The organism is Zhongshania aquatica (assembly GCF_027257955.1).
GTDB lineage: Bacteria > Pseudomonadota > Gammaproteobacteria > Pseudomonadales > Spongiibacteraceae > Spongiibacter > Spongiibacter aquatica.
Window position 1 is genome coordinate 1 of sequence record NZ_JANZNQ010000034.1, and the last position, 24,109, is coordinate 24,109.

Genomic DNA, 24,109 nt, shown 5'->3' on the forward strand with positions numbered 1-24,109 from the left:
CAGAACGCCAATGGCAACTTTACTTGATGGTAAAACGATCTGGGCTGAGAAGAATTTAGCTCAGATCTAAACTGGCAGACACCGGCAAAAAAACGGGTAACTGTCAGATCAAGTCTGAGCTACTACATATTAGTACTATCTTTACGACACCTTCGCTTATTGCATCAACATGCATCGTCATTTTTTCAAGGCCGGCTATAGAACCACCTGGCCACAAACCAACAGACACACTTAGATCCTGTAACTCCGCAATTTCCTCGGGAGTTCCTCCGCTCTCAAGCAATTCACATTTTTCATCTGGTATTATCGATTCCCATGGTTCTAATCTATTTCGTGATCTATATAGGCCCATTGAATCTGGCACCTTAAGTTCATCACGTATGTAAATACGGGCTAGCTCTTCGATTACAACCAAATCCGCTGAGAGACGCCTTCTGTCAGCAGGGATATCTGGATCAATAATCTCCCCCTCTAAAGATGCGTGTGCGACAGCACAGCGACCACTATCAAATAGATGACGACTTACATCTATTTCTTCTGCGCGCAATTCTGAAACACGCTTGGCGGCGCGATCTGTTAGCCGCTCAATATTTTTGGCAATCCAGTCCACCTTTTTTCTGGAATCAGAAAATTGTGATTCAATCACCTTGTAATAACTTAGAAATGCATAGCTATCATGAACTTCTGTTAGTCTTTTTGCTTCCCTCCAAAAGGCCAGAGCTTTACGAATGTTCTCTTCTTCGATAATAGGCATATGATTGCAATTAAACGACTTTTGACCTGCTATCCCCATAGATGAATAAACTGTTCTCGGATTACCATAAAGCGAAGGATGGCTTCCCCATATATAACCAGATACATCTACGTATCCACCCAAATACCAACTAAGTATTGAGGTGAAGCGGTAAATTTTCGCAATTGCTTTGTCTGCCTCCCCATCATTACATGCAATAGTGATACAAGGTGGCGACGGCTTGTTGTCTCGCTCTGAGCCTCTCAGAAAGTATTCGTCACCATCATATATGACGCAAACATCCAGAGACGGCCAGGGGATAGAAGAAGCTACACCCGCTGTTAACCAGCCACGCCTGCTTCGGAGTTTATTATCTACTTCTTCTCCAAAAATATGAGTGGCATAAGGTGTCTTCATTATTTGTCCATTGATGAGTTATGTCGTCAAACGCCTCAAGCATGGGCGAAGTGCGCAGCACTTTGTCCAATGCCTTGACTTGTTAAATGCTTTTATTGAACTCAATTTGAGCCCCTTTTAGGGTTTCAGTAATATCTATGCTACTTGGCAGTTTTGATGAAGTAGCAAACCCTACTTTATCCTTAGTTCTCTGAACTTCTGGCCAAACTTCGTCGTATTTTGCTAAGCAAGCGCTGACCACTTTAAAATCAGTATCCAGGATGACATGTGCAAGCCAATCAAAGTTGTTTTCTTTGCCCTTGAAACCCACTGCGCGATTTTCTTTTTTAACTGATCCGTCTTGCTTTAGCTCATACTTTCTTGTCTTTACTTCGACTCGACCGTATTTATCGTTTTTTATATCAAAGCCTGGGTTTACGGCACTCTGTTTTTCGCCGCCAATTGCACTATGGACAATAAACTCACCGTAATCCCCAACTAGATCCCTGATTCCATTGCTAGCTAGAAATTTATTTATCTGCGTTTGATATCTTACTACTTCTTCGAGTGATGTAATTGGCACGAATTCTCCTGTGCATTTAACGCCGCCAACACAGGCAGCCGAAGCGCAGCGTAGGCTGTCCAGTGCAATGCGTTTTTTGCATTGCACGATTGTGCTTGGCCTTGTTAGCCGATTTTCCTGACACTACCGGTCAATCGCCACTCAGCAGTTACTTCAAGATTGTTTGGTATAGACATCAATGTGGCAGCTACGGCACTTCCGACTTTTATCGATTCGCCCTTGATTCTTTCTAAGTCGCCCTCAGTAATATCCACGATGACGATCAAGCCACAAGACAAGTCCCTAAGCGAAATCTCGAAAGGCTCATTATCAGAATCAATATCTTCCACTTGATAAATTGATGTCTTAAATACTGGGCGACCCGCATTATTCATCGATATATCAATACCAAACGCATTAGCAAAGACATTCCTCGTCCTGATTGTTGCCCCATCAATGCCCAGCTTTCCACCTGGATCCGAGTTTGCCGCCTCTTCAGATATTCTACTCATTATGTCTATTAACTTTGAGGAATCCACCGTTGCGTAATCGACAACTCTCAATATTTGGCCGTATATATGTTTTAGAGAGTTTAGGGCTGTTAAGCTGTCAGCCTTCAAGGTTGCCTGATCTTTTTGTTTAAAGCCTTGATTGTAATGGAGGCAGTCGTTGCGCAAACCGCGGATAATATGAAATTTATCCGCAACATCCTGAGTAACTGCGCCCAGCGAAACCAACCTGTTAACTCTATCGAACTGTGTTAACGAGTCTAGGTTGTGCCCAGCAAAGCTTGCAAAGAATCTACACAGATCCTCCGCACAAACGCCGACCAGTGATATTGTGCTCGTATAAGCGCCTAGAGAGTATGTGAATTCAGCTTCCTTGAGCAGCTTAACGAAGTCACCTGACCGCTCAACAACTCCTATATCATCAACCTCCCACTGACGCTCTACAATGTCGTCAACTGCACCCTGAATCCACTTCAGATAGGCTTCTTTCAGGAACTCCTTATCTCTTTCTACTAGCTTATCGGAGTCATGGTATGAGAATTTTCTGTAGTCGAATTTCTTGCTGTCTATGTACATGTTTTCCTACCGGCTAACAGTAAATTCTAATGCGTTGCGCTTTATAACTCGTGAACATAGCGAGTCTAACCCTTGTGATGATTAAGCAGGAAAATTCTATTTAAATCAGGATGATAGTAAGCTTGAGAGGGCTTTTTCATTTGTGTGCATCCTGCATTTGATGTGGAATCCGCTTAGCTCTGAGCATAATCACTTTTCAATAAAAATCAATTAGTTAAGTGATTTCCATCAGAATTAGTGAGCGGCATGCTGCTGAATACGAGTTTGACAGCTTCAGCGACTGTCCGCTCTTGTGACGGTGCAGTCCTATGGCTTTAGGAGTGACGATGCTTGCTGGCAGGGCATCATAGCGCGCTATTTACTACGCCCATTCTTCGTCTCCCTCTGGTCCAATGAGTGCGCAAATACCATCGTCTCGAATAATACGTTGAGCTTCATTTAATGCGTCAGAGTCGGTTTCAAATGTATCGTCCCAAACTGTCGAGTTATTGTATTCGTCAACTACCTCAAGGCACCATCGATGCTCTCCTTCGAGCTTGTATATTTCGACTCGAACGGCTTGGTTCCCGCTGGAGAGTTCTTGGGATAGTGGGGAGGTTACAACTATTGAGATATTCTGCATTTATATGGACCTTTGGCGCGGTTGCCTTGAATGATGTTATTGGTAGGCGACCGCTAGTTTCCTATCCCGTGTGTTTTAGTGCAAGTTGATAGGTGGGTTGGGGAATTGGGCGCGCATTGGTTGATCTTCAGTCTTTGCTACTTAGGTCTATTTTTTTTATCGCTGCTGTAATCGTGGCGAGGTGACCGAAGGTCATGGAGGAAGTTGTTTGTTGGTGGGGCGAATTCAAAACCGTCACAGAAACCGTCACAGAGCGTCACAGGCTATAAAAAGAAACAGGCGAAAAAAAACGGCAAGCCAGTAAGTAACTGATTTGCCGTTCTTTAATGTGGTAGCGGGGGCAGGAGGTTATGAGAGTTAATAAATACGTACTTTTTATAAGTACTAAAATGACTTGTTTTGACGTTTTAAGCCGTGATATAAGTGTTTTTGGGAGTTTTGCTCAATGCAAATAAGAGCGTTCAAAGTTGAAAGAAGACACTCAAGATCGGCACAATATCGGCGAAAAGCCCATGACCTTCAGGCTGCCGTCGCGCTATGAAGGTATATCTGATTGGGCAATCAAGGCCGGCTTTCACGATGAGCTGGAGATAGCTTATTTTTGCCTTGGTAGGCCTGACGACGCTCGCGCAATACACAATTTTGCTAGCGAGTTCACCCAGCCGATCTCCGAGCACATATTATCAGAATGGGCAGACAAGCCGATAGTATCTCGCCTGTGGAAATTTTCTGAAGCATTGAATAATACAAGCGAGCATATCCCCAAAGCTGACTCACCCATTTCACATAAAGGTAAATCTGCAAAAGGCACGAAGTCTGAATTTTCCCCACTGACTTCCAGATATTACCTCCTTGCGATGATCGTCAACCCCCGGTCCCATAGTGACCAGGATAAGATCGCTGAGAGCCGCCAAAAGCTTCGACTTTGGTTAATCCTTCAGGCAGCTATGCGCATTGCTGAGGAAGGTTGTATCTCTGATAGCAATATCAGCTGGGCTGCGCGCCACATTACCCTAGACAGAATTGATCCAAAGTGGGGGAAGATTGATGAATTGCTCACCCACGCACGGCATGAAAACCAGGGCTTTCCGAACACGTTTCAATGGTTCAATTATGCGATAGAAGCGGCCGCATCTGGGCTTGCCGCGCACGCCGGCGATTCTGACAAGCGATTCCTTGGCGCGATCCCTCCTATTGCCAGGGGCTATTGCAGCCCATTACCATTTTCTGCGGACGTCGATTTCCCAGGCATCTATCCACAGTTAGGTTCTATCAGGACTGAAGGCCTGCCGTTAGGCTTCCTGGACCCTGAGCTGCCGGCAATACAAAACCTTCCAAGCGTGGCAGACAATGACGAGGATGAGTCTGACGACACGCTTATAGAAGTTGACTCATCGGATACTGATGAGGAGCAAGCACTTACTTCTCGATCCGTCTTTCTCTATTCCGCAGAGGAGTCTCAATATTTGCCCTGGAGTTGGGATAAGCTCTTGCCGCCGGAACTACTTCAATTTGATGCCTGGCTGGAAAATACAGTCAGCGCCAAGGAGCTAATACCGTCCCTCGGCGCCACGATCGCAAAAATAGGGACTCTTGTCGGGCGCTCGCTTTACCATGCTCAACGAATCGAGATCGATACGACTGTTGGTGACGACTGGCGAATTACGCCTGATTATTGTCATATTCAACGGCAATCGCCGCGTCGACATAGTGCTTGGCGTCCACAATCTCCGCAGGAACAAGCGGAGGTGCACCCATATTCGGAAATCATTCGCTTAGCGCTCCCGCACGACATTACATCCGCTTTGAGACGGATCACCAGAAAGCACCCTTCAAGCAAAACTACTTTAGGCAGTCTATGGAATGAAGTTAATCCTGCTATCAAAATTACTACATGGTTTGACGGGGTAGCGAAAGAGCAATTTCCAAGGGTGACCAGCGGGAAACTGGCCCAGGTCGCAGCGCAGCGAGTTTTTGATAATACTGGCGACCATAATCTTGCTCGAATCGTGACTGCATTGCCGCAAAGTGGACTACCTGCGGCATGTGGTTATGCTAACTGGGATGTAAGCACCATTGCTAAAGGGCTCGATTTGCCCGTGGTCACAGATAATGTTGACTTAACTACCCTGATGCTTGGCAGTTTGCTAGCCCCGATTGAATCAGTTTTATCTCAAGGTATTTCTGAAGCAAAACTCTTGTTAGCCGGTGATCAGGATCTCGTTAGCTTTCATAATCGGTATACTCAATATTGCTTGCTGGCGCTGTATGCGGGTACTGCTAGCAGGTACTTGAAATCACCTTTTGAACTACTCGAACACCTCAACCTAAAACATCTTTGTGCATACATTAATGATAAATCGGATGGTGCTCGTCACAATGGGCGGATAGTGCCACTTCCCGAAAAATTGGCCAAGCTGCTGGCAGCTTACATTGATTACCTTGCGCGACTTCAAAAATATCTAGAAGCCCTGCGCCCTGAACTGGCTGAGAAATTACTCGCTTTGCTGGAGCATAAGGATGGTGAGCTTCCGCTGTTTTTCTTCTTGGATGAGAAGCTTAGTTGGCACCAAACATCTGACGGCGACCTACTCGGCTTACCCATTGTGGGTTGGTCGCTTCCACCAAACTTATTTCGGCACCGATATTCACAGAGGCTTTCTCGCGCAGGTATTCCCTGCGATGTTATCGACGGATGGATGGGGCACTCTGAACGAGGCGGTGCAGCTTATGGCGATTTTTCACCTAGGTGCTGGATCAACGATGCAGCACAGTACCGAGAGATTTATAACGCTACATATGATTCACTTGGATTTACTATTATAGAAGCACCAACCACACTCCCCAGCTACGTAGACTCCGATTTAAATGAAAGGAACTATGTTGAGCCAAGCATTTATGGCTTAAAAGAAAGAGCTCTACACCGACGCCAGAGGTATAGAAATGCTCGTAGAATTGCACAACAGGAAATTAAGCTATTTATTGGCGAACAAGAACTTGAGGATCTAAGTCCTACAGAGATCGAAAAGCTCGGGAATCGTATGTTGAAGCGAGAAAATGGACTGCCCCACCCCGACGCCGGTATTCGATTTCGAGTTCTTGAACAATTTCTGAAATCAAGAGACAGCAAACATACACGATCTATTAGAAAAAAAATCCTTAAGCGGGAAGAAGAGCGAAATCTAGTTGCAGGAAGCTTACCCACAGATTTGGATCGCTACGAGAACGCAAAGCAGTGGGCAGAACATGCAACGAATACCCTTCAGAAAGGCACAGTAAATAAAGCTACCGCATTGATTATCGGGACAATGCTGCTATGCATCGACAAAAGGCTAAGCTACCGCAGCATGTTATTGGATGTACTTAACGGACGTAATTTTCGACTAATCCAGCACAAGAAAAAATATTATATTGAATACAGTGAAGAATGGGATATTAGTGATTTTAACGCGCCAGTCCAGCGACATGAAATTAGTTATAAAACTGCATCCCTCCTTCATTTTGGTCGTACAAATTCACGGTCAGCTGACCTAAGCGCTTTGCCAATTCCATCAGAGCTACATTCGCTGGCAACGTACATTTCGCCAGGCATAGAGAAAGATGGGATTTCCGTGAAGGAAATTTTGACGCGGCTTACCAAAATCATCGGGCAAGCTAACCTTATAGAACTCCCTGGGATGGTGGCAGGTGCGCTCAGTGAAAGGATGCCACCGACTAGCCTTAACTGGCAAGATGTATTCAGACTTCAGGACGACGCATACATAACGCTACCGAATGTGGAGCCAAACTCGGACGTATTTCAAGACTTTAGGTTTAATCAGAGAGTTGCGATTGAGAGCGACGCGCAAGTTCTCCAAGACAATGCAAAGGAGCTATACAATGAAGTGACAAACATTCTTAGTAACTATGAGAAGAAAAAGGCAAAAAAAATCACGAAAGAAATCCAAAAATCTTGTCATACTTACCGAGGAAAAGTGAGTACGTCAATCCTGATGATGGCCTACTGGATAAGCCACGTCATAGAAAAAGGAAAAGGCCGCGGTAAGCATCACCGGCCCTACGCAAAGAAAACCGTACAAAGTTATTTCAGTACTCTAAGGTTAGAGTTTCAGGGTATAGCCTATTCCTGTGACCTGCTCTCTATGGATTCCGATGCGATTACCGATCTTTATCATGACATGGTCGAGTCGCGTCGAGATAGGGAAAAGGAAGTCGGATATTTTGGCAAGCGCTTAAAGGCGTTCCACCGTTGGGCAGTGAAATTTGGGGTAAAAAATCCAGAATGGTCTGAAATAGACACTGAGGATAACCACCGTACTGTAAGTCCCGGGTGTGTATCGGAGAAAGAGTATCTAGCTTGCCAAGAATACATCCGCACGGCTTATGGCGCAGACAGTCAACTTGCATTATACCTTGGGTTTGTACTTCTACTCATATTCAGATTTGGTCTGCGAGGGAATGAAGCTTTAGGGTTGCGCCGCCAGGATTGGTGCCAGTGGCGGGGTTTTACATGGGTGCTGATTAGAGATAATCGCATTCGCCAGCTGAAGCGAAACAGCAGTCGACGCGCTGTACCGCTGCTATTCAATCTGACGCCGCATGAAATAGAGCTTATCGAAAAAGTGCTGGCGAATTACGACAGTATTGCAGGAACGGAAAAGAATGCCACTATCCTTTGTGAGGTACGTGGCGGACGAGTGGATCAATGGGCAGCATGTCGAGAAATTCAGGAAACGCTGACTGCCATCTTGCGAGCAATCACTGGAAGCAAGACCTTAACTCCCCACCACTGTCGCCACGCATTCTATAATCACATTGCCCCAATACTGCTTGGCTTTGAAACTGCTATAGGGTGTAATCTTTGCAAAAACATCAATACGAACACATTGCTTGGAATGGTGTTGGGGAGGCATCAAAGCAAATCAATTAGATCATCGATAGGCTTGGCAAGATTGATGGGGCACAGTGGCGCATCGTCTGGCCTTAAAAATTACAATCACCTCATGACCGATTGGGCCGACGCACTTACGCCCATCAGAACTGAACGAGCACTAGTTATCAATGGCATTGTTAATACGGCTGAATTTGATCGAATTCGCATAGAGACGCTTCCACCGGCACCGGATATTTCATATCAAAGGCCAACGCTATTATTGATATTTAAGTTACTGCGGCTCGTTGCTCAAGGGAGGTCCTACCAAAGTGCTGGAAAGTTAGTTGCGCTACATCCTGATTTTGTACATTCAATCCAAGCGAATTTTGATAAAGCCAACGAGATGATGCGCTTTAAAAAACGTGGTGCGAATGAGTGGTTCAAAGGCAAGGATTCGCCAAATGCAATTCTTCATTACATCAATGATGCAGCGTGGATTCGTTTTATAGAGCTAGCTGAAAGATTTGAGACCTTTCCGGTATCAGGCTGCCCTGCCGTTGACGAGTTACCACTCTTGCTTGGAATGAACAGGCAGTTAAAAATGAGCCATGACCGTCACTGTAAAATCGTAAAGCACACCTTTGATATACTTGGCATAGAAAGCAATCGCTATGATGTGTATGCCACTAAAGATGACCCGATAGTGACCAGTTTTCTTATTGAACAAGGATTTCAAGTAAAAACGATTGAAAGCGTTTTTGAGTCTGGAAAAAGTGTGCAACTCGATGTATTCAAACGCCCTGTTGAAAAAAAGCGCGGAACTATTTCGGAATATGGAGCGATAATCCTTGGGCCCACCGGTGATGGGGTTATAAGAAACTCTTATGAAATGGCGGTGGGTTTTCTTTCAGTAGCGATAATGCTGGTCTGGGGTTCCGGCGGTGATAGTGAGATAGTGGCAGTCAGTTGACGGCCACCATCTGGATTACTCGTAGAGCGTACATTCAGTCAAGAATTTCTAAGTTTTTGAGGATAAAGGTTGGCTTGTCGGGCCGCTTCTCAAAAACTTTATCGGCGATATAGCGTACTTTCTTGCCGCCATGCTTGGCTTCGATAATCTTTTTAAAAAGTGTCGTGTCTTGTATTACAAAGCATTTGGATGCCTCTAAAATTTCAAAGGAATCAAAAATGGTCAGATATACGATGTTGTGAAACTCTCGAAAACCGTCGACTGTCGCCAGTCCGGAAACTTTTTCTGCGGGGGGAAGATCAAATTCGAAAGTGTCAAATTCACCGGAAAATCCAGGCAGTGAAATGCTCGAATCCAAAGTTTCAACTCCAAAGGGGTGGGTGATTTTTATGCCGGACATGCGTTTACGGAGTTCAATAATTTGATCTGTAAGAAATACGACCTCCGGGGCAAGAAGCCCTACTGATTCATTTCGGAAGAATAAGTCAGGCTGGCTTTGTTGGACTCTATCGCAGACGAATGCAGTGACATGAGATAGCTTCTCCGCTATTTCTCCAGTCTCATCAAAACCAACTAAAAATAAACACGTTCTTTGGCTCCGACTAATCTTAGAATTTTTAGCAGTCAAGTTTCGGGTAGACACGCTGACGTCGACTCCTGAGTAAAATTTCTCTATAACAGCGTTACATATGCATTTTAATTCGCCAGCATATTTTTTCCGCACTCGAGAGCCAATATCTTCATCCTCATCGGTTGAAACCCAGTCTTCATTGAGATGAGTGGCCAAGGAGCTTTGCGGGAAAAGGTATGCGAATGGGATCCCGAAATCTGTTAGCTTGCGAGCCAGAAAGTTTACTGATTCGATCTCAAATTTTTCGCCAAGAGAATATTCTGCTTTTTTCATATCCGCTTTCCTTTTTTCGTCTTAATAATAGCTAACATAAATAGTTGGCTAAAAACCTGATTTCTTTTCACGTAAATGACATGTAGTTGCTCAGTCGATGCACTATTTATAACTCAAGAAAGCGAAAATTATTTAATCAGGAGAGAAAGTTGTACCCTACAGTGTACAAAATGAAGCAAAAATTGGTTTTCAGCCGTTCAAGTAACGAAAAGAAGGCTTCGGAGCGAGGCGTGACCAAGCTCACAGTTGAGGACTCGCCGAGCTGTTTACGATGAAATTTCAGTAGCATTCCAACTGTTGAATACGCCTAAGACCGTGGAAGATTTGGCAGCAAATTATATTAATGACGTGGCGATTTGACTTGGTCACCTAAAACCCCTTCACCTCTACCTGATTTTCGAAAATTTGTCGCTTAACTCGACGTCTATTTCGGTCGTGTTACGTTAGATCCTCCACCGGCTGTATGGTGGCTATCTGGGTGGTGGAGCGGAGATATATCGAGGTGGCATGATTGATAATCCGGACCTGAGCTATGTGTTTATTAAAGAAGCATTGCTTGCTAAAGGTGAATTGGGCAGTGGTGAACTGACACCTTACTTAAGAAAAAAGAATAGGCCGTTGGATTCATGAATTGAGTTAAAGGCATAGGCTAAGTTGCTCTTGGCAGCTATGCCTAAGGGATACAATTTGTGATATTGAACTAGACGTACTTGCCCGCTAAGTATCGGTATTACTGACGTAGCGCCAAGATGCGCCCTGATTTGACGTCCATTTTTATTGAGTTACGTTGACATCTTCATAAACAAATGGAGATGACGATGCTAGTAACCAGTTTGATTTGGCACATATACAAAAAGGGCGTGAGTAGTGGCTTTGTTGAAATCGATCCCGGGTATATGCTCCTCGATCAAGGTGAGGCAGCTGGGTACTACTATTCTGGTTGTTATTTTGACGAGTTTGATTTTGAAGCCGCTTCGTTATGGTTTATGGAGCGAGCAATGTGTATGGGGCCGATCCCTATTCATAAACCAAAGGATTTATATCTGGCTCTCTGTGAGTGGGCGCCAAATTTTAGGACTTTGGATTTGGATCAATTGGGGATATGGGAATGAGGGCGAGTAAAGGAATGTCTATAGCGAAGGGATGCAAATGAAACTGCTGGTATTAAGCGACCTTCATCTTGAATTTGAGCCAATCTGTATCCCAGATACAGATGCGGACGTCATCATTCTCGCGGGTGACATCAACCTCAAAACCCGTGGTATTGAATGGGCAATAAAGACTTTTCCCAATACGCCTGTTGTAGCCGTGCTTGGAAATCATGAATATTACGGCGAGAAGTACCCAGGCCTTATGAAAAAGGCAAAGCAGCTGGCCGCCGGAACACATGTCCATCTAATTGAGAATGACAGCATTGAAATAGATGGTGTTTCATTCTTTGGCTGTACCCTGTGGACTGATCTGAAGTTATTCGGTGATGCTCGACTGGCGGGCTACTTTTGCCAACAGGAAATGTCTGATTTCAAGAAGATCCGCGTTGAGCCAGGGTACTCGAAGCTTAATCCAGTGAGCATGACTGGCATCCACAATCGCTCCATGGATTGGCTTAACAATGCGCTAACTGAAAACGCGGGAAAGCAAAACATTGTAGTGACGCACCATGCGCCGTCGTTAAGATCGATAGCGCCAGTACTATCAGAGGAGCTGACTAGTGCTGCCTATGCCTCGCATCTTGATGGCATGATCGAAAGCCATGACATTAAGGTCTGGGTACATGGGCATGTCCACAATAGCTGTGACTACCAAATTGGAAATACTCGCGTGGTATGCAATCCACGTGGGTATAGTCCTGATTGGTTGAATCCGGATTTCGAAGATAATTTCATCGTGGAGATATGAATAGGGTGATGGAGGCGTTAGCTGATTTTTCTACGAAGTGGCTGAGTTCTCGAAGTTATTCTTTGTGCCAAATACCTCATCCCAACCCACATTTCGATCTGGGTCAGGCAGTTGGTCGCCTCTTACGAAGTCGTCCCCGACTTGATGATGTTTATTCATATCGAAAAAATCGTCCCAGTGACCGCGTTTCACCGTTGGATCTACATTAGGGTGATCGCTACTACCATCTATCTTAATGCGTGTTTTTTATCGCTTGGTTCAGTCATGACGTCTCCGCTACTTTTTGTGGTTGTCGGACGAAGAATCAGACTCATAGTAATTTTTCTCCTTGTGTCTAACAGCTGCTTTTTGCAGCGAATCGGAAACCGGGGGAGGGTTTTCTATGGCGGTGAGCATTTGTTCTGCACCGTTTATGGATAGTGTGATCTGCGTTGCCTGCTCGGTTACTGCCCGCGCCTTTGACAATGCGGCGTCTGCAAAAAACTGGGAAACACTGCAGCCTGATAATTCAGCTGCGATCTGAATTTGGTGATACAGGTCTTTGGTTACCCAGGCAACAAGTTGGATATCTTCCTTCTGCGTTTTCATATCATCTCCCTGTTTGTATTCGCGAATGATACCGGATGGGATGTTATTGTTTCATAATATTTGAAGGATGACATATACGGGGTAATGGGAGCGCGACAAATCAACTATATATTCTTTGAAAAGTCATATTAGTGATGGCTCGTTGCATACCGTGAAACTGGGCGTGCGTTTTCATTGGATCGAAGTTCTTAATAGCAACCATCTATCTCCGAACCAGCGGTTCGTCGGCCATCAGGTCTCGTAACCCCTTGGTTGGCTTGGCTGGAGACATTAGTGCATCGAGTAATGCGCCATGCGCTTCACTTTTCAAGGTGAGTCGGCTGTATTGCTCCATCACCTCACGGGCTCGCGCTTCTGCGCTGGCGAGTACAAAACTTGTAAGATTTTGTCCAGATATTTGAGCAGCCTTTTGCAGGTACGCTTTTACAGAGCTTGAAGTTTTGAGCTCGATGCGGGCATCTTTCAGTGCGGCAGACTTCATAATTGACCAAATTCATTAGATACGGATGATGTAAGTATAATATCATTCCGGAATCCGGGAGCGCAAAATAGGAATGTTGGCTGTACGCCATGTCTGCGCATTTAGGCGCTCCGCTCTGGTGGCGTTCGGTAAAAGCTGGGCATTGGCCTCCAGACCCTCCGAAGGGTGAATCTCTTTATTCTATCGTTTCTGAATTTAAGATAATTCTAGCCTGTTATTGCTAAACATTATTGGCGCGGACATGACGTGCTAGGCCAAATGAAAGCTCTTAAATCGGTGAGGTGTGTAATGACTGAGAAAAAAGCCATTGTGTAGGTAGATATGGATCATGTGCTCTGTGACTACGCTGCCGGGTTTGTGAACCATAAGGCTAAGTATCCGGCACTTGCTTATCCACAAAGCAAACCAGGTCTTTATGAAAGCCTTGATCCTATCCCCGACGCAATCGAATCATACACGTGGTTGCATGAGCACCCAAAACTGGATGTGTATATCTTAACAGCTCCCTCGATAAAGAATCCTCATAGCTATGCTGAAAAACGAATCTGGGTGGAAAAATACTTAGGCATGGCTGTCGTTGAGAACTTAATTATCAGTCCACATAAGCATCTCAATAAAGGCGATTATTTAATTGACGACATGCCGTCGGGGAAAGGACAAAACAATTTTGAAGGTCAGTTGATACTATTTGGATCTGAGGAGTTTCCGGATTGGTCAAGTGTCACTAGATATTTTAAAACCAAAATTGAAAGTTGAACATAAAGCAGTTTCTGTTACAGCAGTTAATGCGCTTACCTAAACACCACATCTAAAATTGTCTAAAGTTCGGCTTACGCTTTTCGTTAAACGCATTTACCCCCTCTTTCGACTCATCAGTATCATAAAATAATTTAACCGCGTTAAGTCCCATCATGCTGATTCCCCGAATAGACTCTGAATCACAATTAAAGGAGCGCTTAGCGAGCGCAATTGATGTCGGACTGTGTCCCATAATTGTATCGCACCAGCTAGTTACCTCAGTTTCTAAGTCTGCGGCAGGAACCACCCTGTTCACCAAGCCCATATCCATCATTTCTTGTGATGTATAACGTTTACACAGATACCAAATTTCACGTGCTTTCTTTTCACCAACGATACGAGATAAATATGCAGTGCCCCATCCAGCATCAACCGAGCCAACTTTAGGCCCAGCTTGCCCCATTTTTGCCGTATCTGCAGCAATTGTTATATCACAGATTGTTGCTAATACATGCCCACCACCTATAGCAAAACCATTAACAGCTGCTATGACAGGCTTAGGAATATCTCGAATCGCAGATTGCAATTCATCGATTGGCAAGCCCACTACTCCGCGGCCATCATAATCACTATCATGATTCGATTGATCTCCTCCTGTACAAAATGCTTTATCACCAGCTCCTGTCAACACTACAACACCAATGCTCTTGTCATTAGCAGCAATTAAAAATGCATGGATAAGTTCTTCTATTGTTTTACCGCGAAAAGCATTGTATACCGCTGGACGATTAATGGTGATCCATGCAGCCCCGTTTCGATTTTCATAGACAATATCTTCGTATGGTACAGCCGAAAACATAGAAACCTACCTTTTTAATGGAGAACTTATCTGAATAAATCAAAAAATTAAAATTTACGATTTAAATTTTTAAACTGAGTTCTAACTTAGGTGCTAGACAATCCCAATCTCTTTCGCAATCTATAGTTATATTATAATAATCTAACGTTGGAATTTGGTAATGAAAAATATCGTTAGTTTATAGCATTATTATTGATACTAACAATAATAATGCACACTATGTAAGCTAAATCACTTTCCCATTCGGATTATTCTGCAACCCAAAATCTCAAATTTCTAATATCCACCATAATAAGGCAAGACCAAACCGCAAGCACTCTGAGTCCTCGGCTATTGCTAGTATTATATTACCCATATTGTTAATACCGTAGACTCTTCCCGATGATAGTACCGTATAGAGTATGATGCAGGCGCCTACACAATCCCCTACATTAAAACCGAGAATTTTACGGCTATGTTCGCTAATTTTTATTAAAATTCGACAATACTCTTGCCTGCTAATACCATAAAATACGACAAGTACTCATCTTCGGCTTCTGACTCACGCTGGCCAAGAAAAATCTGTTTTTTAACACCATTTTCACCCATCTTTATTCCACGCAAAGGCATTTTCTTAGCGTACTCTGCGACCAGCCAATCGGGTAACGCGGTAAAACCCCGCTCCGCAGCCACCATTTGCAACAAAATATCCGTGGTCTCAATAGTTTTATGCCTACGAGGTGCGCAGCCAGCAGGAAGAAAAAATTGGTTAAAAATATCTAAACGTTCAACTTCTACGGGATAGCTTAATAACACTTCATCAATAAGCTGTGACGGAGCAAGCCACTCTTGATCGGCCAATAGATGATTCTCAGGTAATACGATCACCTGCTCATAATCAAATACGGGCGTAAACTTTAATCCCGGCTTGTGCAAAGGATCTGGGGTGACCAAGACGTCTATATCGTAGTTAAACAAGGCCGCAATACCGCCAAACTGGAAAGCCTGTTTTACACCTACATCCACATCCGGCCAATCTCGCAAGAAGGGACCAACGATCTTCAGCAACCATTGGTAACAAGGATGACACTCCATGCCTATACGCAGGGATCCACGTTGCCCTTTTGCTATTTGCGCAATCTGCATTTCGGTATGTTCGATTTGAGGTATTAATCTATTCGCTAGTGCAAGCAACTGCTGACCAGCCTGGCTCAGACGTAAATTTCTCCCCTCTCTAAGCCAGACTGCCGTACCTAGCTGCACCTCGAGTTTTTTAATGGCATGGCTTAAGGCCGACTGGGTCAGGCACAACCTGTCTGCGGCACCAGTCAGCGTTCCGGTACGATCAACCTCACGAATTATGGCCAGATGGGAACGCTCAATCATGAATAAGCCTCATGTATTTATGCAAAAAGACCATTATTATTCATAACAAAGACTCATTACCATGGCCTCGTCAAATATCTTTCTACTCTAGCCGCACCGGTTCGAAGTCTACGTAATTGGAGAAACACGATGGCCATAACCGACAATTTGGGTTTCCCGCGCATTGGCGCCAACCGAGAACTTAAATTTTCGCTTGAAAGTTACTGGAAGGGACAGCAAAGCAGCAAAGATCTGCTCAAGGTTGCAGCCGAACTGCGGCGCGTGCACTGGCAGCAACAACAGAAATTAGATTGGCTGCCGGTAGGTGATTTCTCACTTTACGACCAAGTGCTGGATATGAGCCTTACTCTTAGGAACATTCCCACTCGAGCCGTGCATGACGGCAATGAATTGGAAAGCTATTTTCGCGCTGCCCGAGGACGTTCTACTAGTGACGTAGGTGAACAACACTGTGTACACGCAGCGGAGATGACTAAATGGTTTGATACGAATTACCATTATCTCGTGCCCGAGGTAAGTGCAGACAGCCAATTTACGCTTAACCCCTCTCGTTTACTGACCCAATTAGGTGAGGCCAAGGCGCAGGGTATTAACGCAAAGCCGGTTATTATTGGGCCAATAACCTACCTCTCGCTGTGTAAGCCCAAAGATAATAGCCAAGCACTAACATTATTAGATCGATTGCTACCGGTATATCGAGAACTTCTCACAGCGCTCCAAAGTATGGGAGTGCAATGGCTACAAATAGATGAACCTCTACTGGTGACCGACCTAGATAAAAACTGGCGAGACGCATTTGAAAAAGCCTATACGTACTTAAATGTCAGCGGGGTTAAAATATTATTAGCGAGCTACTTCGGAACACTAGAGGAAAATCTTACCTTGGCAGCAGCTCTGCCAGTAGACGGGCTGCACCTTGATTGCGTTAGCAATAATGCTCAGGGTCGACGCGATGCTCGGACTTTATTAGCAGCATTGCCAAAAGATCGAATTTTGTCCTTAGGGATAATTAATGGTCGAAATATCTGGAAAGCCGATTTAAACGAAACCTTGGATTGGTTGGAACCACTGTCAAAGCAACTCGGCGATCGCCTGTGGCTAGCCCCATCCTGCTCATTACTGCACGTACCTTACTCCCTAAACCGTGAGGAAGAACTTGATGCGGAAGTAAGGTCTTGGCTTGCATTTGCAGATGAAAAACTTGAAGAACTTTATATTGTAGGTCGTGCACTTAACGAAGGACGAAATTCCGTCGCATCAAAATTAACCGACAACGCCCAAGCTCTTAGCAGTCGTCGTCAGTCTGTACGAGTGATCAATCCAGCCGTGCGAAAAAATGTCGCGTCTATTACGACCAGCATGGGTCAGCGTCAAAGCCCTTATTCCCAGCGCGCTGTCATTCAATCCGAAAGGCTCAAACTTCCTCTCTTTCCCACCACCACAATTGGATCCTTTCCGCAAACGGCAGAAATACGACAGCTTCGTCAGCGTCACAAGCGCGGCGAACTTAGCCTAGAGCAATACCAACAGTATATTAAGGAGGAGATCGCCTTCTGTATCGCCGAACAAGAACAGCTTGGATTAGATGTGCTGGTACATGGCGAGGCCGAACGCAATGACATGGTGGAATATTTTGGCCAGCAGTTGAATGGGTACGCATTCAGCCAATATGGCTGGGTACAATCCTATGGATCCCGTTGTGTAAAGCCACCGATACTTTACGGTGATATCAGTCGCCCGAGTGGCATGACGCTCGAGTGGATTTGCTACGCCCAATCGCTCACTAAAAAACATGTGAAAGGCATGCTTACGGGACCAGTAACTATTCTTAACTGGTCGTTTGTGAGAGACGACCAACCTCGGAAAGACAGCTGCTACCAACTTGCGCTGGCTATTCGAGAAGAAGTGCTAGACCTAGAAGCTGCTGGCGTTAGTATTATTCAAATTGACGAAGCAGCACTCCGTGAAGGCTTGCCCCTACGCCATGGAGAATGGCAGCACTACCTAGGCTGGGCGGTTGAGTCGTTTAGGATTACCGCTAATGGCGTTGCAGACAAGACCCAGATTCATACCCATATGTGCTATTCGGAGTTTAATGACATTATTGAAAGCATCGCCCATATGGATGCCGATGTCATCACCATAGAAACCTCTCGCTCAGACATGGAGCTACTGAATGCCTTCGATCATTTCAACTACCCCAATGATATTGGACCTGGGGTTTACGACATTCACTCACCAAACATTCCGTCAGTGGAGTCAATTGTCGCACTAATGAACAAAGCGGCGAAACAACTCCCTAGCGAAAAATTATGGATAAACCCAGATTGTGGGTTGAAGACACGAAACTGGGAAGAAGTTTTACCAGCGCTAAAAAATATGGTGGCAGCGGCAAAACAATTACGGGAACTTAATAATGGTATTTTAATAGACGAAACGGTATTACTAGATAAGTTAACAACATCCTAACAAATACTATGTCTGACAACGGTTCGCGCTCGAATTGGTAAAAACCACAAATGCGCAGATCGTTGCAAAGCCGTATTACTGTGGACAGTTAACAAAAAGCTTCTTCGCCCATAATTATTCTGCCGAATTAGGTAGCCGCTATAAGGCGGTATTTTCTAATTAATATTAACATCTAAAGAAGTTACGGATAACCAATACAATTCAGAATATCGAACAAGTATCTCACTCAGATCTACGTCATCGAGAGATCGAGAGCTATCAGACCTAACGTAGTCATGGAAAACGCATCAACGGCTACAACCCGTAACCGATCACAAATCATCGAGTAATCAACCAGAATAAAAAGCGTAGCGTAAAACTCCATGAACCGCTGTAAAATAACCGTGACTCACGCGAACTCCCTAGACACGCTAAACCATCACCTACCTTTTCAAATAACTTAGTACTCACACTCGAACTTCGAAAAGATAAGCAGTGCTACCCTCTTCAATTCCATGACATTACAAAAAAGTATAGTTCTAGCCACCACCACACAAACTCACTTTTGCTATAACTAAGGTCGTCGACAACCGTTGCAAAGACAATACGATGACAACTCGTAAGGAGAATATTATGAAAATTCGCAAAAAACACGCTATTGTATCCACTGCTTTTGCTGGACTGCTGTTCAGCGGAATTGCTCTAGCCGACAAAGAGGACATCCATCTTCTTGAGCAAACCAAAATAAGCCTAACAGAAGCAATCGCTATTGCTGAAAACCAGCAGAAAGGGCGAGCTTATGAGGCGTCGCTGGACGATGACAGCTTCTCACCACGCTATGAGATTAGCGTGATAGCAGAAGACAAAATTTACGAACTTGAGGTAGATGGAGTGTCCGGTGAAGTACTCGGCGTTCGCGAAGACATGGATTAACGTCTGTATCGGCAAATATGTTCACGTTGAGTAGCTCTTGATGCCAGCCATATGAAATTGTTACTAATTGAAGACGATCAGGCAACTGCGGATTTCATTATGCGCGGGCTGAAGGAGCACTGCCATACCACAGACCATGCAAACAATGGTTTGGACGGCCTAGTGCTGGCTCAAAATGAGCACTACGACGTGTTCATTCTTGATCGCATGCTGCCAAAACTCGATGGCCTAACGTTACTACGAACCATTAGGGGCGCCGGCAACCTTACCCCGGTCTTAATGCTTACTGCGATGGGAAACATCGAAGACCGAGTTACAGGACTGACAGCAGGTGCCGAAGACTATCTTGTCAAACCCTTTGCGTTCGCCGAGCTTCACGCGCGTGTTTGTGCACTAGCTAGACGACCGCCTCTCAGCCAAGCTGTCACCAGCCTGAGTATTGCCGACCTTGAAATGGATCTAATCAAACGCCGGGTCACACGTGCAAATCAGATTATAGAACTGCAGCCCACCGAATTTAAACTACTCGAATTCTTGCTACGTCACGCTGGTCAGGTCATCACACGCACTATGCTGCTCGAGGGCGTCTGGGATTTCCACTTCGACCCGAAAACCAACATGGTGGAAACCCACATCAGTCGCCTTCGCACAAAAGTCGACAAGGATTTTGATTTCCCACTGATACACACTGTCCGCGGCTCAGGTTATAGAATTGATGCGCCTACCTAAATCCTTTGACTCCGCCACCTTCCGCCTCACTGGCTTATACCTAATCCTGTTCGTGATCTCAGTTTCAGTCTTTGTAGCGCTTCTATTTACTCAGGTACAAAAAGTACTGGAACACGAAGCACGCAGCCAAATCACAATAGAAACCAATCTGCTCTTGTTTGAATACCGTGAAGACGGAATGGACGAGCTGCTGGAAGAGACAGAAGAGAGGATCGAGAAAAGCCGTACTCGCGACCGATTCATCTACATGGTGCAAAACCCCTCCGGCCGAGTCATTTTCGACAAGGTCGAGCCAGTAAGTGCTCCATACGGCTGGCGCCAAACTAAAGGTGAGCAGCCTACTCTATTTTTTTATACACAATTGGAGAGTGGCTTCATTCTCGGGGTAGGTAAAGACATGGGCGTGCTGGTGACCCTAGAACGCGCGTTCGAGCAAACTCTATTCTGGTCACTTACCTTAGTGCTTGTACTTGGCACCTCAGGAGGGCTCATTTTAAGCCGACGTACACTTTCGAGACTTGAGTCCATCAATCGCACGGCCAAGGCCATTGGGGCCGGGCAATTGGCCCTAAGAATTTCGTGCCGTAACAACGGTGACGAGCTGGATGCTCATTGCAATACCCTCAATCAAATGTTCGACCGCATAGAACAACTTATGAATAACGTGCGTCAGGTGTCCACCGGCATCGCCCACGACCTGAGAACTCCCCTCGCGCGCCTCCGGGGTCGCCTGGAAACCCTCCAGAACAGCAGCTTGCCAATACCCCCTGAGTCACTCGAGGAAACAATTGGTGAAGTCGATAAAATACTCGACATTTTTGCCGCGCTCCTACGTCTTGCAGAGCTGGAGGCAGGTAGCCTTAGATCCGGCTTTTGCCCCGTAAAATTACATACTTTAATTCGAGATATTACGGAGGCTTATCAACCTATCGCAGAAGATGACGGCAACACGCTAAAACTGGCCACAGTCGATCATGTCACCATTGCTGGCGACGTCAATCTATTGCAACAGTTACTCGCCAATCTAATTGAAAATGCCCTTGAGCATGGCGGCAAGCCGAGTGAAGTGACCATCGGGCTGCAAAAGTCCGGCAAAAAAATCGTATTAACGGTTGCCGACCGAGGGCCGGGTGTAACTAATGAGGAGCACTCATATATTGTCAAACCATTTCATCGACTTGAAAACAGCAACGGCACCGGAATGGGATTGGCTATGGTCTCGGCTATCACGCGATTACATGACGGCACTTTGATATTTGTTGACAACGAGCCAGGGCTGCGCTGCGAAATCCATTTTCCAGCCACGTCTAGATAATTGAGCATAAAGGGCACTCATAGTTTACCTCTTGATTCAACAACGACAATATAGATGCAAAATATTTTTCAGATAAAAATGGGCGCCCTACCAGGCGCCCACCCACTACAACTATAAAAACTTACCTTTATTTTGCTTTTTTTCTTTCTTCTCCCTACGCTTCTCTTTAATAGTTTTTAATGCTACTTTTTTCTCATCCACCTTACCTTTACTCATTTCATCACCTTTAAAATTATTTAGTTAAAAAACAATTCAACGATGCTGCCATTCGTTGCTAACATGGACAATATTACTATGCTAGCAGCAAAAAATTGCCTTCAAAATATGCACCTCCTTCTTACTTAGGGATTCTGAACAACGGAAATAATACAAAACATATTTTCAGAATTACCCAGACACAGCTTTATAACCTCCCCTCTATTTCGTCCAATTAATGTCGAACCCAATGGTGATAAAACACTGATTTTACCCTCAGCAGGATTACTCTCACTCGGAAGCGAAATAACTATCGAAGCCTCAGTAAAATCATTCATATTCATTAAGCCAACTTTCGCCCCTATTAACACGGTAAAACTAGAAGCACGCTTTACGGGAACATCATATATTCCCTCCAGCTTATCCAATAAGCTAGCTAGCTCGATGGGACGCAATGTAATAGGGCGAAATTCAACCATCTTAGAATAATCGTCTTTCAGCCAGGAAATAAACCGACGAACTTCTACAAAAATCTCAGTATTCACAATACTTAACCCATAGAATCTCTTCGACTCTAAAATTAGCTTATAATATATTTATGAAGGATTTTCCGGATGTAACAGAAAGTTACATCCGGCTAAGCGAGGAAGGTCAGAGGGGGCGTTAATACGCGATTGAAATATATAGTCATTTCTTTAAGTGCTTACGTTAAATATTCAATACATGAGTATAGCCATCTAATTATTTTAAACAAGCCCATAGCTATGATTATAGAAATATAGTCGAATTCTACCGCTATTGTGATTTTTATCCATCATTACTATTAAAAAATTCATCCACATTATTGTCATAAAAAAAATCTACGTCACCAGTTTCTAGAGAGTATTCAGCACCAACAACCATAAGCTGACCATTACCAATGAGTTTTTCAAGTATCGGGGACCCACTACTAATATGCTCAACAGAACTTCGAACATTGGCACGCACACAATGCTTAACTAAATCCTTCTGATTATTGCGCAGCTCTGTAGACAACAATGTTTCAACTGATGGGCGTATGCGCTTAACAATCGAATGTAGATTGTGAGATGGAATTTCACTCCTACCAGTCAGCACCTCAATAGTAGCCGTAATGGCGCCACAACCTGAATGACCGAGTACAATCACCAGAGGAGTACCAAAATTTAAAGCAGCGAATTCAATACTACCTATACCAGATGGGGCTACAATATTCCCCGCAACGCGGATCACGAACAAATCGCCAAGCCCCTGATCAAATATTAATTCAGCAGGGACACGAGCATCCGAACACCCCAACACAATGGCAAATGGTGCCTGAATTTCAACAAGCTCAGGACGCTTACTATAAATATCTCCCGGATAATCGCTACTAACATTCGTGACAAAACGGGTATTACCTTCCTTTAACCTAATTAATGCCTCTTGAGCCGAAATCATGCGCCCCCTCTCTTCGTATATTTTACAAAATCTTCCTGAATTAAACATCATAAACCAACTAACCAATACAATTCACATGCCAATACTACTCCGCAACATACCTAAACGCCTGAACCACTCTTAAAAAATCCTTCAAGGCCTGCAACCACTTAGCCATACCACACCAAATATAAACCATTAAATATAGTTACACTCCATGAAAAATACCTGCATTTATTATCAAATTATATAATGAGTAAACTGATACCAATTTCATAAATTTTAAGCATACAATGCATGACACATAATTATTGCCAATAATTACGCGGAGGTTTATTAATGAGCACACAGGACTCATTATCAAACAAGGAAATTTTCGACCTACTATTGCAGCTTCTACACGCCGAGCGCGCTGGAGCAAAAGTTTGCATGCAATCCATACAAGAAGCGCCATCCGATGAGTATCGACAAATCTTATTAGATATTCATCGCGATGAATCAAATTCTTGTGCAGGCCTACTTAACAGCATCAAAATAATCGGTGCAACTGCAGACCATAGAGTGGGAGACTTTGCAAAGAAATGCATGATCATTTCAAATTTTGATGATCGCCTACAATATCTCAATCGAGGTCAACAGTGGGTCGTGCGAAAAATTGAAGATGCATTAACAAAAATACATATCAATCAAGTGCAAAATCAACTAAGAGAAATGCTTGATGTTCATCGTGACAACGTGACACGAATTGATAAATTTTTAGAGCAACACACAGCTGACTAATTTGTAGTAGCTCAGGCTTGATCTGATGAAATGGACGATCCTTTTTAGCGTCAAGTACGGCAAAATAGACGGGACTGTAGATAAAACTGTGTAACTGCTTATCATTGAAAGCCAGTAATGGCTAAGGATAGGCAGTTATGAACAAGAAAGAACTGGAAGCCTTCGCTCGGGAGGCAGCTAAATCAATCAAGTCTGAG

At 44.4% G+C, this 24,109-nt stretch carries 20 protein-coding genes; 9 read left to right on the plus strand and 11 right to left on the minus strand.

Annotated elements, in window-relative coordinates; all coding sequences use genetic code 11:
* Nucleotides 1–103 precede the first annotated feature (103 nt).
* The 4 genes from mauJ to O9X78_RS18710 all read right to left on the minus strand — a co-directional run bounded on the left by mauJ (nucleotide 104) and on the right by O9X78_RS18710 (nucleotide 3,398).
* Nucleotides 104–1,150 (minus strand): methylamine utilization protein MauJ, encoded by a 1,047-nt coding sequence (gene mauJ, locus O9X78_RS18695; RefSeq protein ID WP_269621257.1) that lies wholly within the window; start codon nucleotides 1,148–1,150, stop codon nucleotides 104–106.
* A gap of 82 nt (nucleotides 1,151–1,232) precedes the next feature.
* Nucleotides 1,233–1,712: a hypothetical protein gene (locus O9X78_RS18700; protein ID WP_269621258.1), complete on the minus strand. Its 480-nt coding sequence runs from the start codon at nucleotides 1,710–1,712 to the stop codon at nucleotides 1,233–1,235.
* A 104-nt stretch (nucleotides 1,713–1,816) separates the two neighbouring features.
* Nucleotides 1,817–2,776, minus strand: coding sequence for a hypothetical protein (locus O9X78_RS18705; RefSeq protein WP_269621259.1), 960 nt, complete (start codon nucleotides 2,774–2,776; stop codon nucleotides 1,817–1,819).
* 361 nt (nucleotides 2,777–3,137) lie between these two features.
* Nucleotides 3,138–3,398 carry a hypothetical protein gene (locus tag O9X78_RS18710; protein WP_269621260.1) on the minus strand — a complete coding sequence of 87 codons (261 nt, stop codon included), beginning with the start codon at nucleotides 3,396–3,398 and terminating at the stop codon, nucleotides 3,138–3,140.
* 737 nt (nucleotides 3,399–4,135) lie between these two features.
* Between O9X78_RS18710 and O9X78_RS18715 the strand changes: the two genes are divergently transcribed.
* On the plus strand, nucleotides 4,136–9,241 hold the full coding sequence (locus tag O9X78_RS18715; RefSeq protein WP_269621261.1) for a site-specific integrase: 5,106 nt from the start codon (nucleotides 4,136–4,138) through the stop codon (nucleotides 9,239–9,241).
* Between the two features lie 34 nt (nucleotides 9,242–9,275).
* Here O9X78_RS18715 and O9X78_RS18720 read toward each other — a convergent pair whose 3' ends face one another.
* Complete coding sequence (locus O9X78_RS18720) at nucleotides 9,276–10,145, minus strand: hypothetical protein (protein ID WP_269621262.1); 870 nt, start codon at nucleotides 10,143–10,145, stop codon at nucleotides 9,276–9,278.
* An 818-nt stretch (nucleotides 10,146–10,963) separates the two neighbouring features.
* Between O9X78_RS18720 and O9X78_RS18725 the strand changes: the two genes are divergently transcribed.
* Together O9X78_RS18725 and O9X78_RS18730 are read left to right on the plus strand one after the other, a co-directional pair.
* The gene (locus O9X78_RS18725) at nucleotides 10,964–11,257 is read left to right on the plus strand and encodes a hypothetical protein (protein WP_269621263.1); all 294 of its coding nucleotides are present in this window, start codon (nucleotides 10,964–10,966) and stop codon (nucleotides 11,255–11,257) included.
* Between the two features lie 37 nt (nucleotides 11,258–11,294).
* Nucleotides 11,295–12,044, plus strand: coding sequence for a metallophosphoesterase (locus O9X78_RS18730; protein ID WP_269621264.1), 750 nt, complete (start codon nucleotides 11,295–11,297; stop codon nucleotides 12,042–12,044).
* A gap of 276 nt (nucleotides 12,045–12,320) precedes the next feature.
* Here O9X78_RS18730 and O9X78_RS18735 read toward each other — a convergent pair whose 3' ends face one another.
* The gene (locus tag O9X78_RS18735; RefSeq protein WP_269621265.1) at nucleotides 12,321–12,632 is read right to left on the minus strand and encodes a type II toxin-antitoxin system TacA family antitoxin; all 312 of its coding nucleotides are present in this window, start codon (nucleotides 12,630–12,632) and stop codon (nucleotides 12,321–12,323) included.
* 202 nt (nucleotides 12,633–12,834) lie between these two features.
* Complete coding sequence (locus O9X78_RS18740) at nucleotides 12,835–13,113, minus strand: type II toxin-antitoxin system TacA family antitoxin (protein WP_269621266.1); 279 nt, start codon at nucleotides 13,111–13,113, stop codon at nucleotides 12,835–12,837.
* 321 nt (nucleotides 13,114–13,434) lie between these two features.
* Here O9X78_RS18740 and O9X78_RS18745 point away from each other — a divergent pair, with 321 nt between their 5' ends.
* The gene (locus O9X78_RS18745; protein ID WP_269621267.1) at nucleotides 13,435–13,869 is read left to right on the plus strand and encodes a 5' nucleotidase, NT5C type; all 435 of its coding nucleotides are present in this window, start codon (nucleotides 13,435–13,437) and stop codon (nucleotides 13,867–13,869) included.
* 52 nt (nucleotides 13,870–13,921) lie between these two features.
* Here O9X78_RS18745 and O9X78_RS18750 read toward each other — a convergent pair whose 3' ends face one another.
* A complete protein-coding gene (locus O9X78_RS18750; RefSeq protein WP_269621268.1) occupies nucleotides 13,922–14,710 on the minus strand; it encodes an enoyl-CoA hydratase-related protein in 789 nt (262 codons plus the stop codon).
* A 471-nt stretch (nucleotides 14,711–15,181) separates the two neighbouring features.
* Nucleotides 15,182–16,075 (minus strand): LysR family transcriptional regulator, encoded by an 894-nt coding sequence (locus O9X78_RS18755; RefSeq protein ID WP_269621269.1) that lies wholly within the window; start codon nucleotides 16,073–16,075, stop codon nucleotides 15,182–15,184.
* A 129-nt stretch (nucleotides 16,076–16,204) separates the two neighbouring features.
* On the opposite strand from O9X78_RS18755, the gene metE reads away from it, so the two are divergent.
* From metE to O9X78_RS18775, 4 genes are all read left to right on the plus strand, one after another.
* Nucleotides 16,205–18,544, plus strand: coding sequence for a 5-methyltetrahydropteroyltriglutamate--homocysteine S-methyltransferase (metE, locus tag O9X78_RS18760; RefSeq protein ID WP_269621270.1), 2,340 nt, complete (start codon nucleotides 16,205–16,207; stop codon nucleotides 18,542–18,544).
* Nucleotides 18,545–19,156: 612 nt separating this feature from the next.
* Nucleotides 19,157–19,456, plus strand: a complete 300-nt coding sequence (locus O9X78_RS18765) for a PepSY domain-containing protein (protein ID WP_269621271.1) — start codon at nucleotides 19,157–19,159, stop codon at nucleotides 19,454–19,456.
* Nucleotides 19,457–19,507: 51 nt separating this feature from the next.
* Nucleotides 19,508–20,185: a winged helix-turn-helix domain-containing protein gene (locus tag O9X78_RS18770; RefSeq protein ID WP_269621272.1), complete on the plus strand. Its 678-nt coding sequence runs from the start codon at nucleotides 19,508–19,510 to the stop codon at nucleotides 20,183–20,185.
* The gene (locus O9X78_RS18775; protein WP_269621273.1) at nucleotides 20,172–21,500 is read left to right on the plus strand and encodes a sensor histidine kinase; all 1,329 of its coding nucleotides are present in this window, start codon (nucleotides 20,172–20,174) and stop codon (nucleotides 21,498–21,500) included. Before O9X78_RS18770 ends, O9X78_RS18775 begins: the two co-directional genes overlap by 14 nt.
* A gap of 341 nt (nucleotides 21,501–21,841) precedes the next feature.
* On the opposite strand, the gene O9X78_RS18780 is transcribed toward O9X78_RS18775, so the two are convergent.
* Nucleotides 21,842–22,240 carry a GreA/GreB family elongation factor gene (locus O9X78_RS18780; RefSeq protein ID WP_269621274.1) on the minus strand — a complete coding sequence of 133 codons (399 nt, stop codon included), beginning with the start codon at nucleotides 22,238–22,240 and terminating at the stop codon, nucleotides 21,842–21,844.
* Between the two features lie 262 nt (nucleotides 22,241–22,502).
* Nucleotides 22,503–23,153: a carbonic anhydrase gene (locus O9X78_RS18785; protein ID WP_269621275.1), complete on the minus strand. Its 651-nt coding sequence runs from the start codon at nucleotides 23,151–23,153 to the stop codon at nucleotides 22,503–22,505.
* Between the two features lie 318 nt (nucleotides 23,154–23,471).
* On the opposite strand from O9X78_RS18785, the gene O9X78_RS18790 reads away from it, so the two are divergent.
* Entirely contained in the window at nucleotides 23,472–23,912 is a 441-nt protein-coding gene (locus tag O9X78_RS18790) for a DUF6306 domain-containing protein (protein ID WP_269621276.1), read from the plus strand.
* Nucleotides 23,913–24,109 lie beyond the last annotated feature (197 nt).

Bases quoted from the DNA above. Each gene is read 5' to 3' on its own strand.
- O9X78_RS18705 (WP_269621259.1), bottom strand. From the start codon at position 2,776: ATGTACATAGACAGCAAGAAATTCGACTACAGAAAATTCTCATACCAT.
- O9X78_RS18710 (WP_269621260.1), bottom strand. From the start codon at position 3,398: ATGCAGAATATCTCAATAGTTGTAACCTCCCCACTATCCCAAGAACTC.
- O9X78_RS18755 (WP_269621269.1), bottom strand. From the start codon at position 16,075: ATGATTGAGCGTTCCCATCTGGCCATAATTCGTGAGGTTGATCGTACC.
- O9X78_RS18775 (WP_269621273.1), top strand. From the start codon at position 20,172: ATGCGCCTACCTAAATCCTTTGACTCCGCCACCTTCCGCCTCACTGGC.
- O9X78_RS18750 (WP_269621268.1), bottom strand. From the start codon at position 14,710: ATGTTTTCGGCTGTACCATACGAAGATATTGTCTATGAAAATCGAAAC.
- O9X78_RS18735 (WP_269621265.1), bottom strand. From the start codon at position 12,632: ATGAAAACGCAGAAGGAAGATATCCAACTTGTTGCCTGGGTAACCAAA.
- metE (WP_269621270.1), top strand. From the start codon at position 16,205: ATGGCCATAACCGACAATTTGGGTTTCCCGCGCATTGGCGCCAACCGA.
- mauJ (WP_269621257.1), bottom strand. From the start codon at position 1,150: ATGAAGACACCTTATGCCACTCATATTTTTGGAGAAGAAGTAGATAAT.
- O9X78_RS18730 (WP_269621264.1), top strand. From the start codon at position 11,295: ATGAAACTGCTGGTATTAAGCGACCTTCATCTTGAATTTGAGCCAATC.
- O9X78_RS18720 (WP_269621262.1), bottom strand. From the start codon at position 10,145: ATGAAAAAAGCAGAATATTCTCTTGGCGAAAAATTTGAGATCGAATCA.
- O9X78_RS18745 (WP_269621267.1), top strand. From the start codon at position 13,435: ATGGATCATGTGCTCTGTGACTACGCTGCCGGGTTTGTGAACCATAAG.
- O9X78_RS18740 (WP_269621266.1), bottom strand. From the start codon at position 13,113: ATGAAGTCTGCCGCACTGAAAGATGCCCGCATCGAGCTCAAAACTTCA.
- O9X78_RS18785 (WP_269621275.1), bottom strand. From the start codon at position 23,153: ATGATTTCGGCTCAAGAGGCATTAATTAGGTTAAAGGAAGGTAATACC.
- O9X78_RS18790 (WP_269621276.1), top strand. From the start codon at position 23,472: ATGAGCACACAGGACTCATTATCAAACAAGGAAATTTTCGACCTACTA.
- O9X78_RS18765 (WP_269621271.1), top strand. From the start codon at position 19,157: ATGAAAATTCGCAAAAAACACGCTATTGTATCCACTGCTTTTGCTGGA.
- O9X78_RS18725 (WP_269621263.1), top strand. From the start codon at position 10,964: ATGCTAGTAACCAGTTTGATTTGGCACATATACAAAAAGGGCGTGAGT.
- O9X78_RS18770 (WP_269621272.1), top strand. From the start codon at position 19,508: ATGAAATTGTTACTAATTGAAGACGATCAGGCAACTGCGGATTTCATT.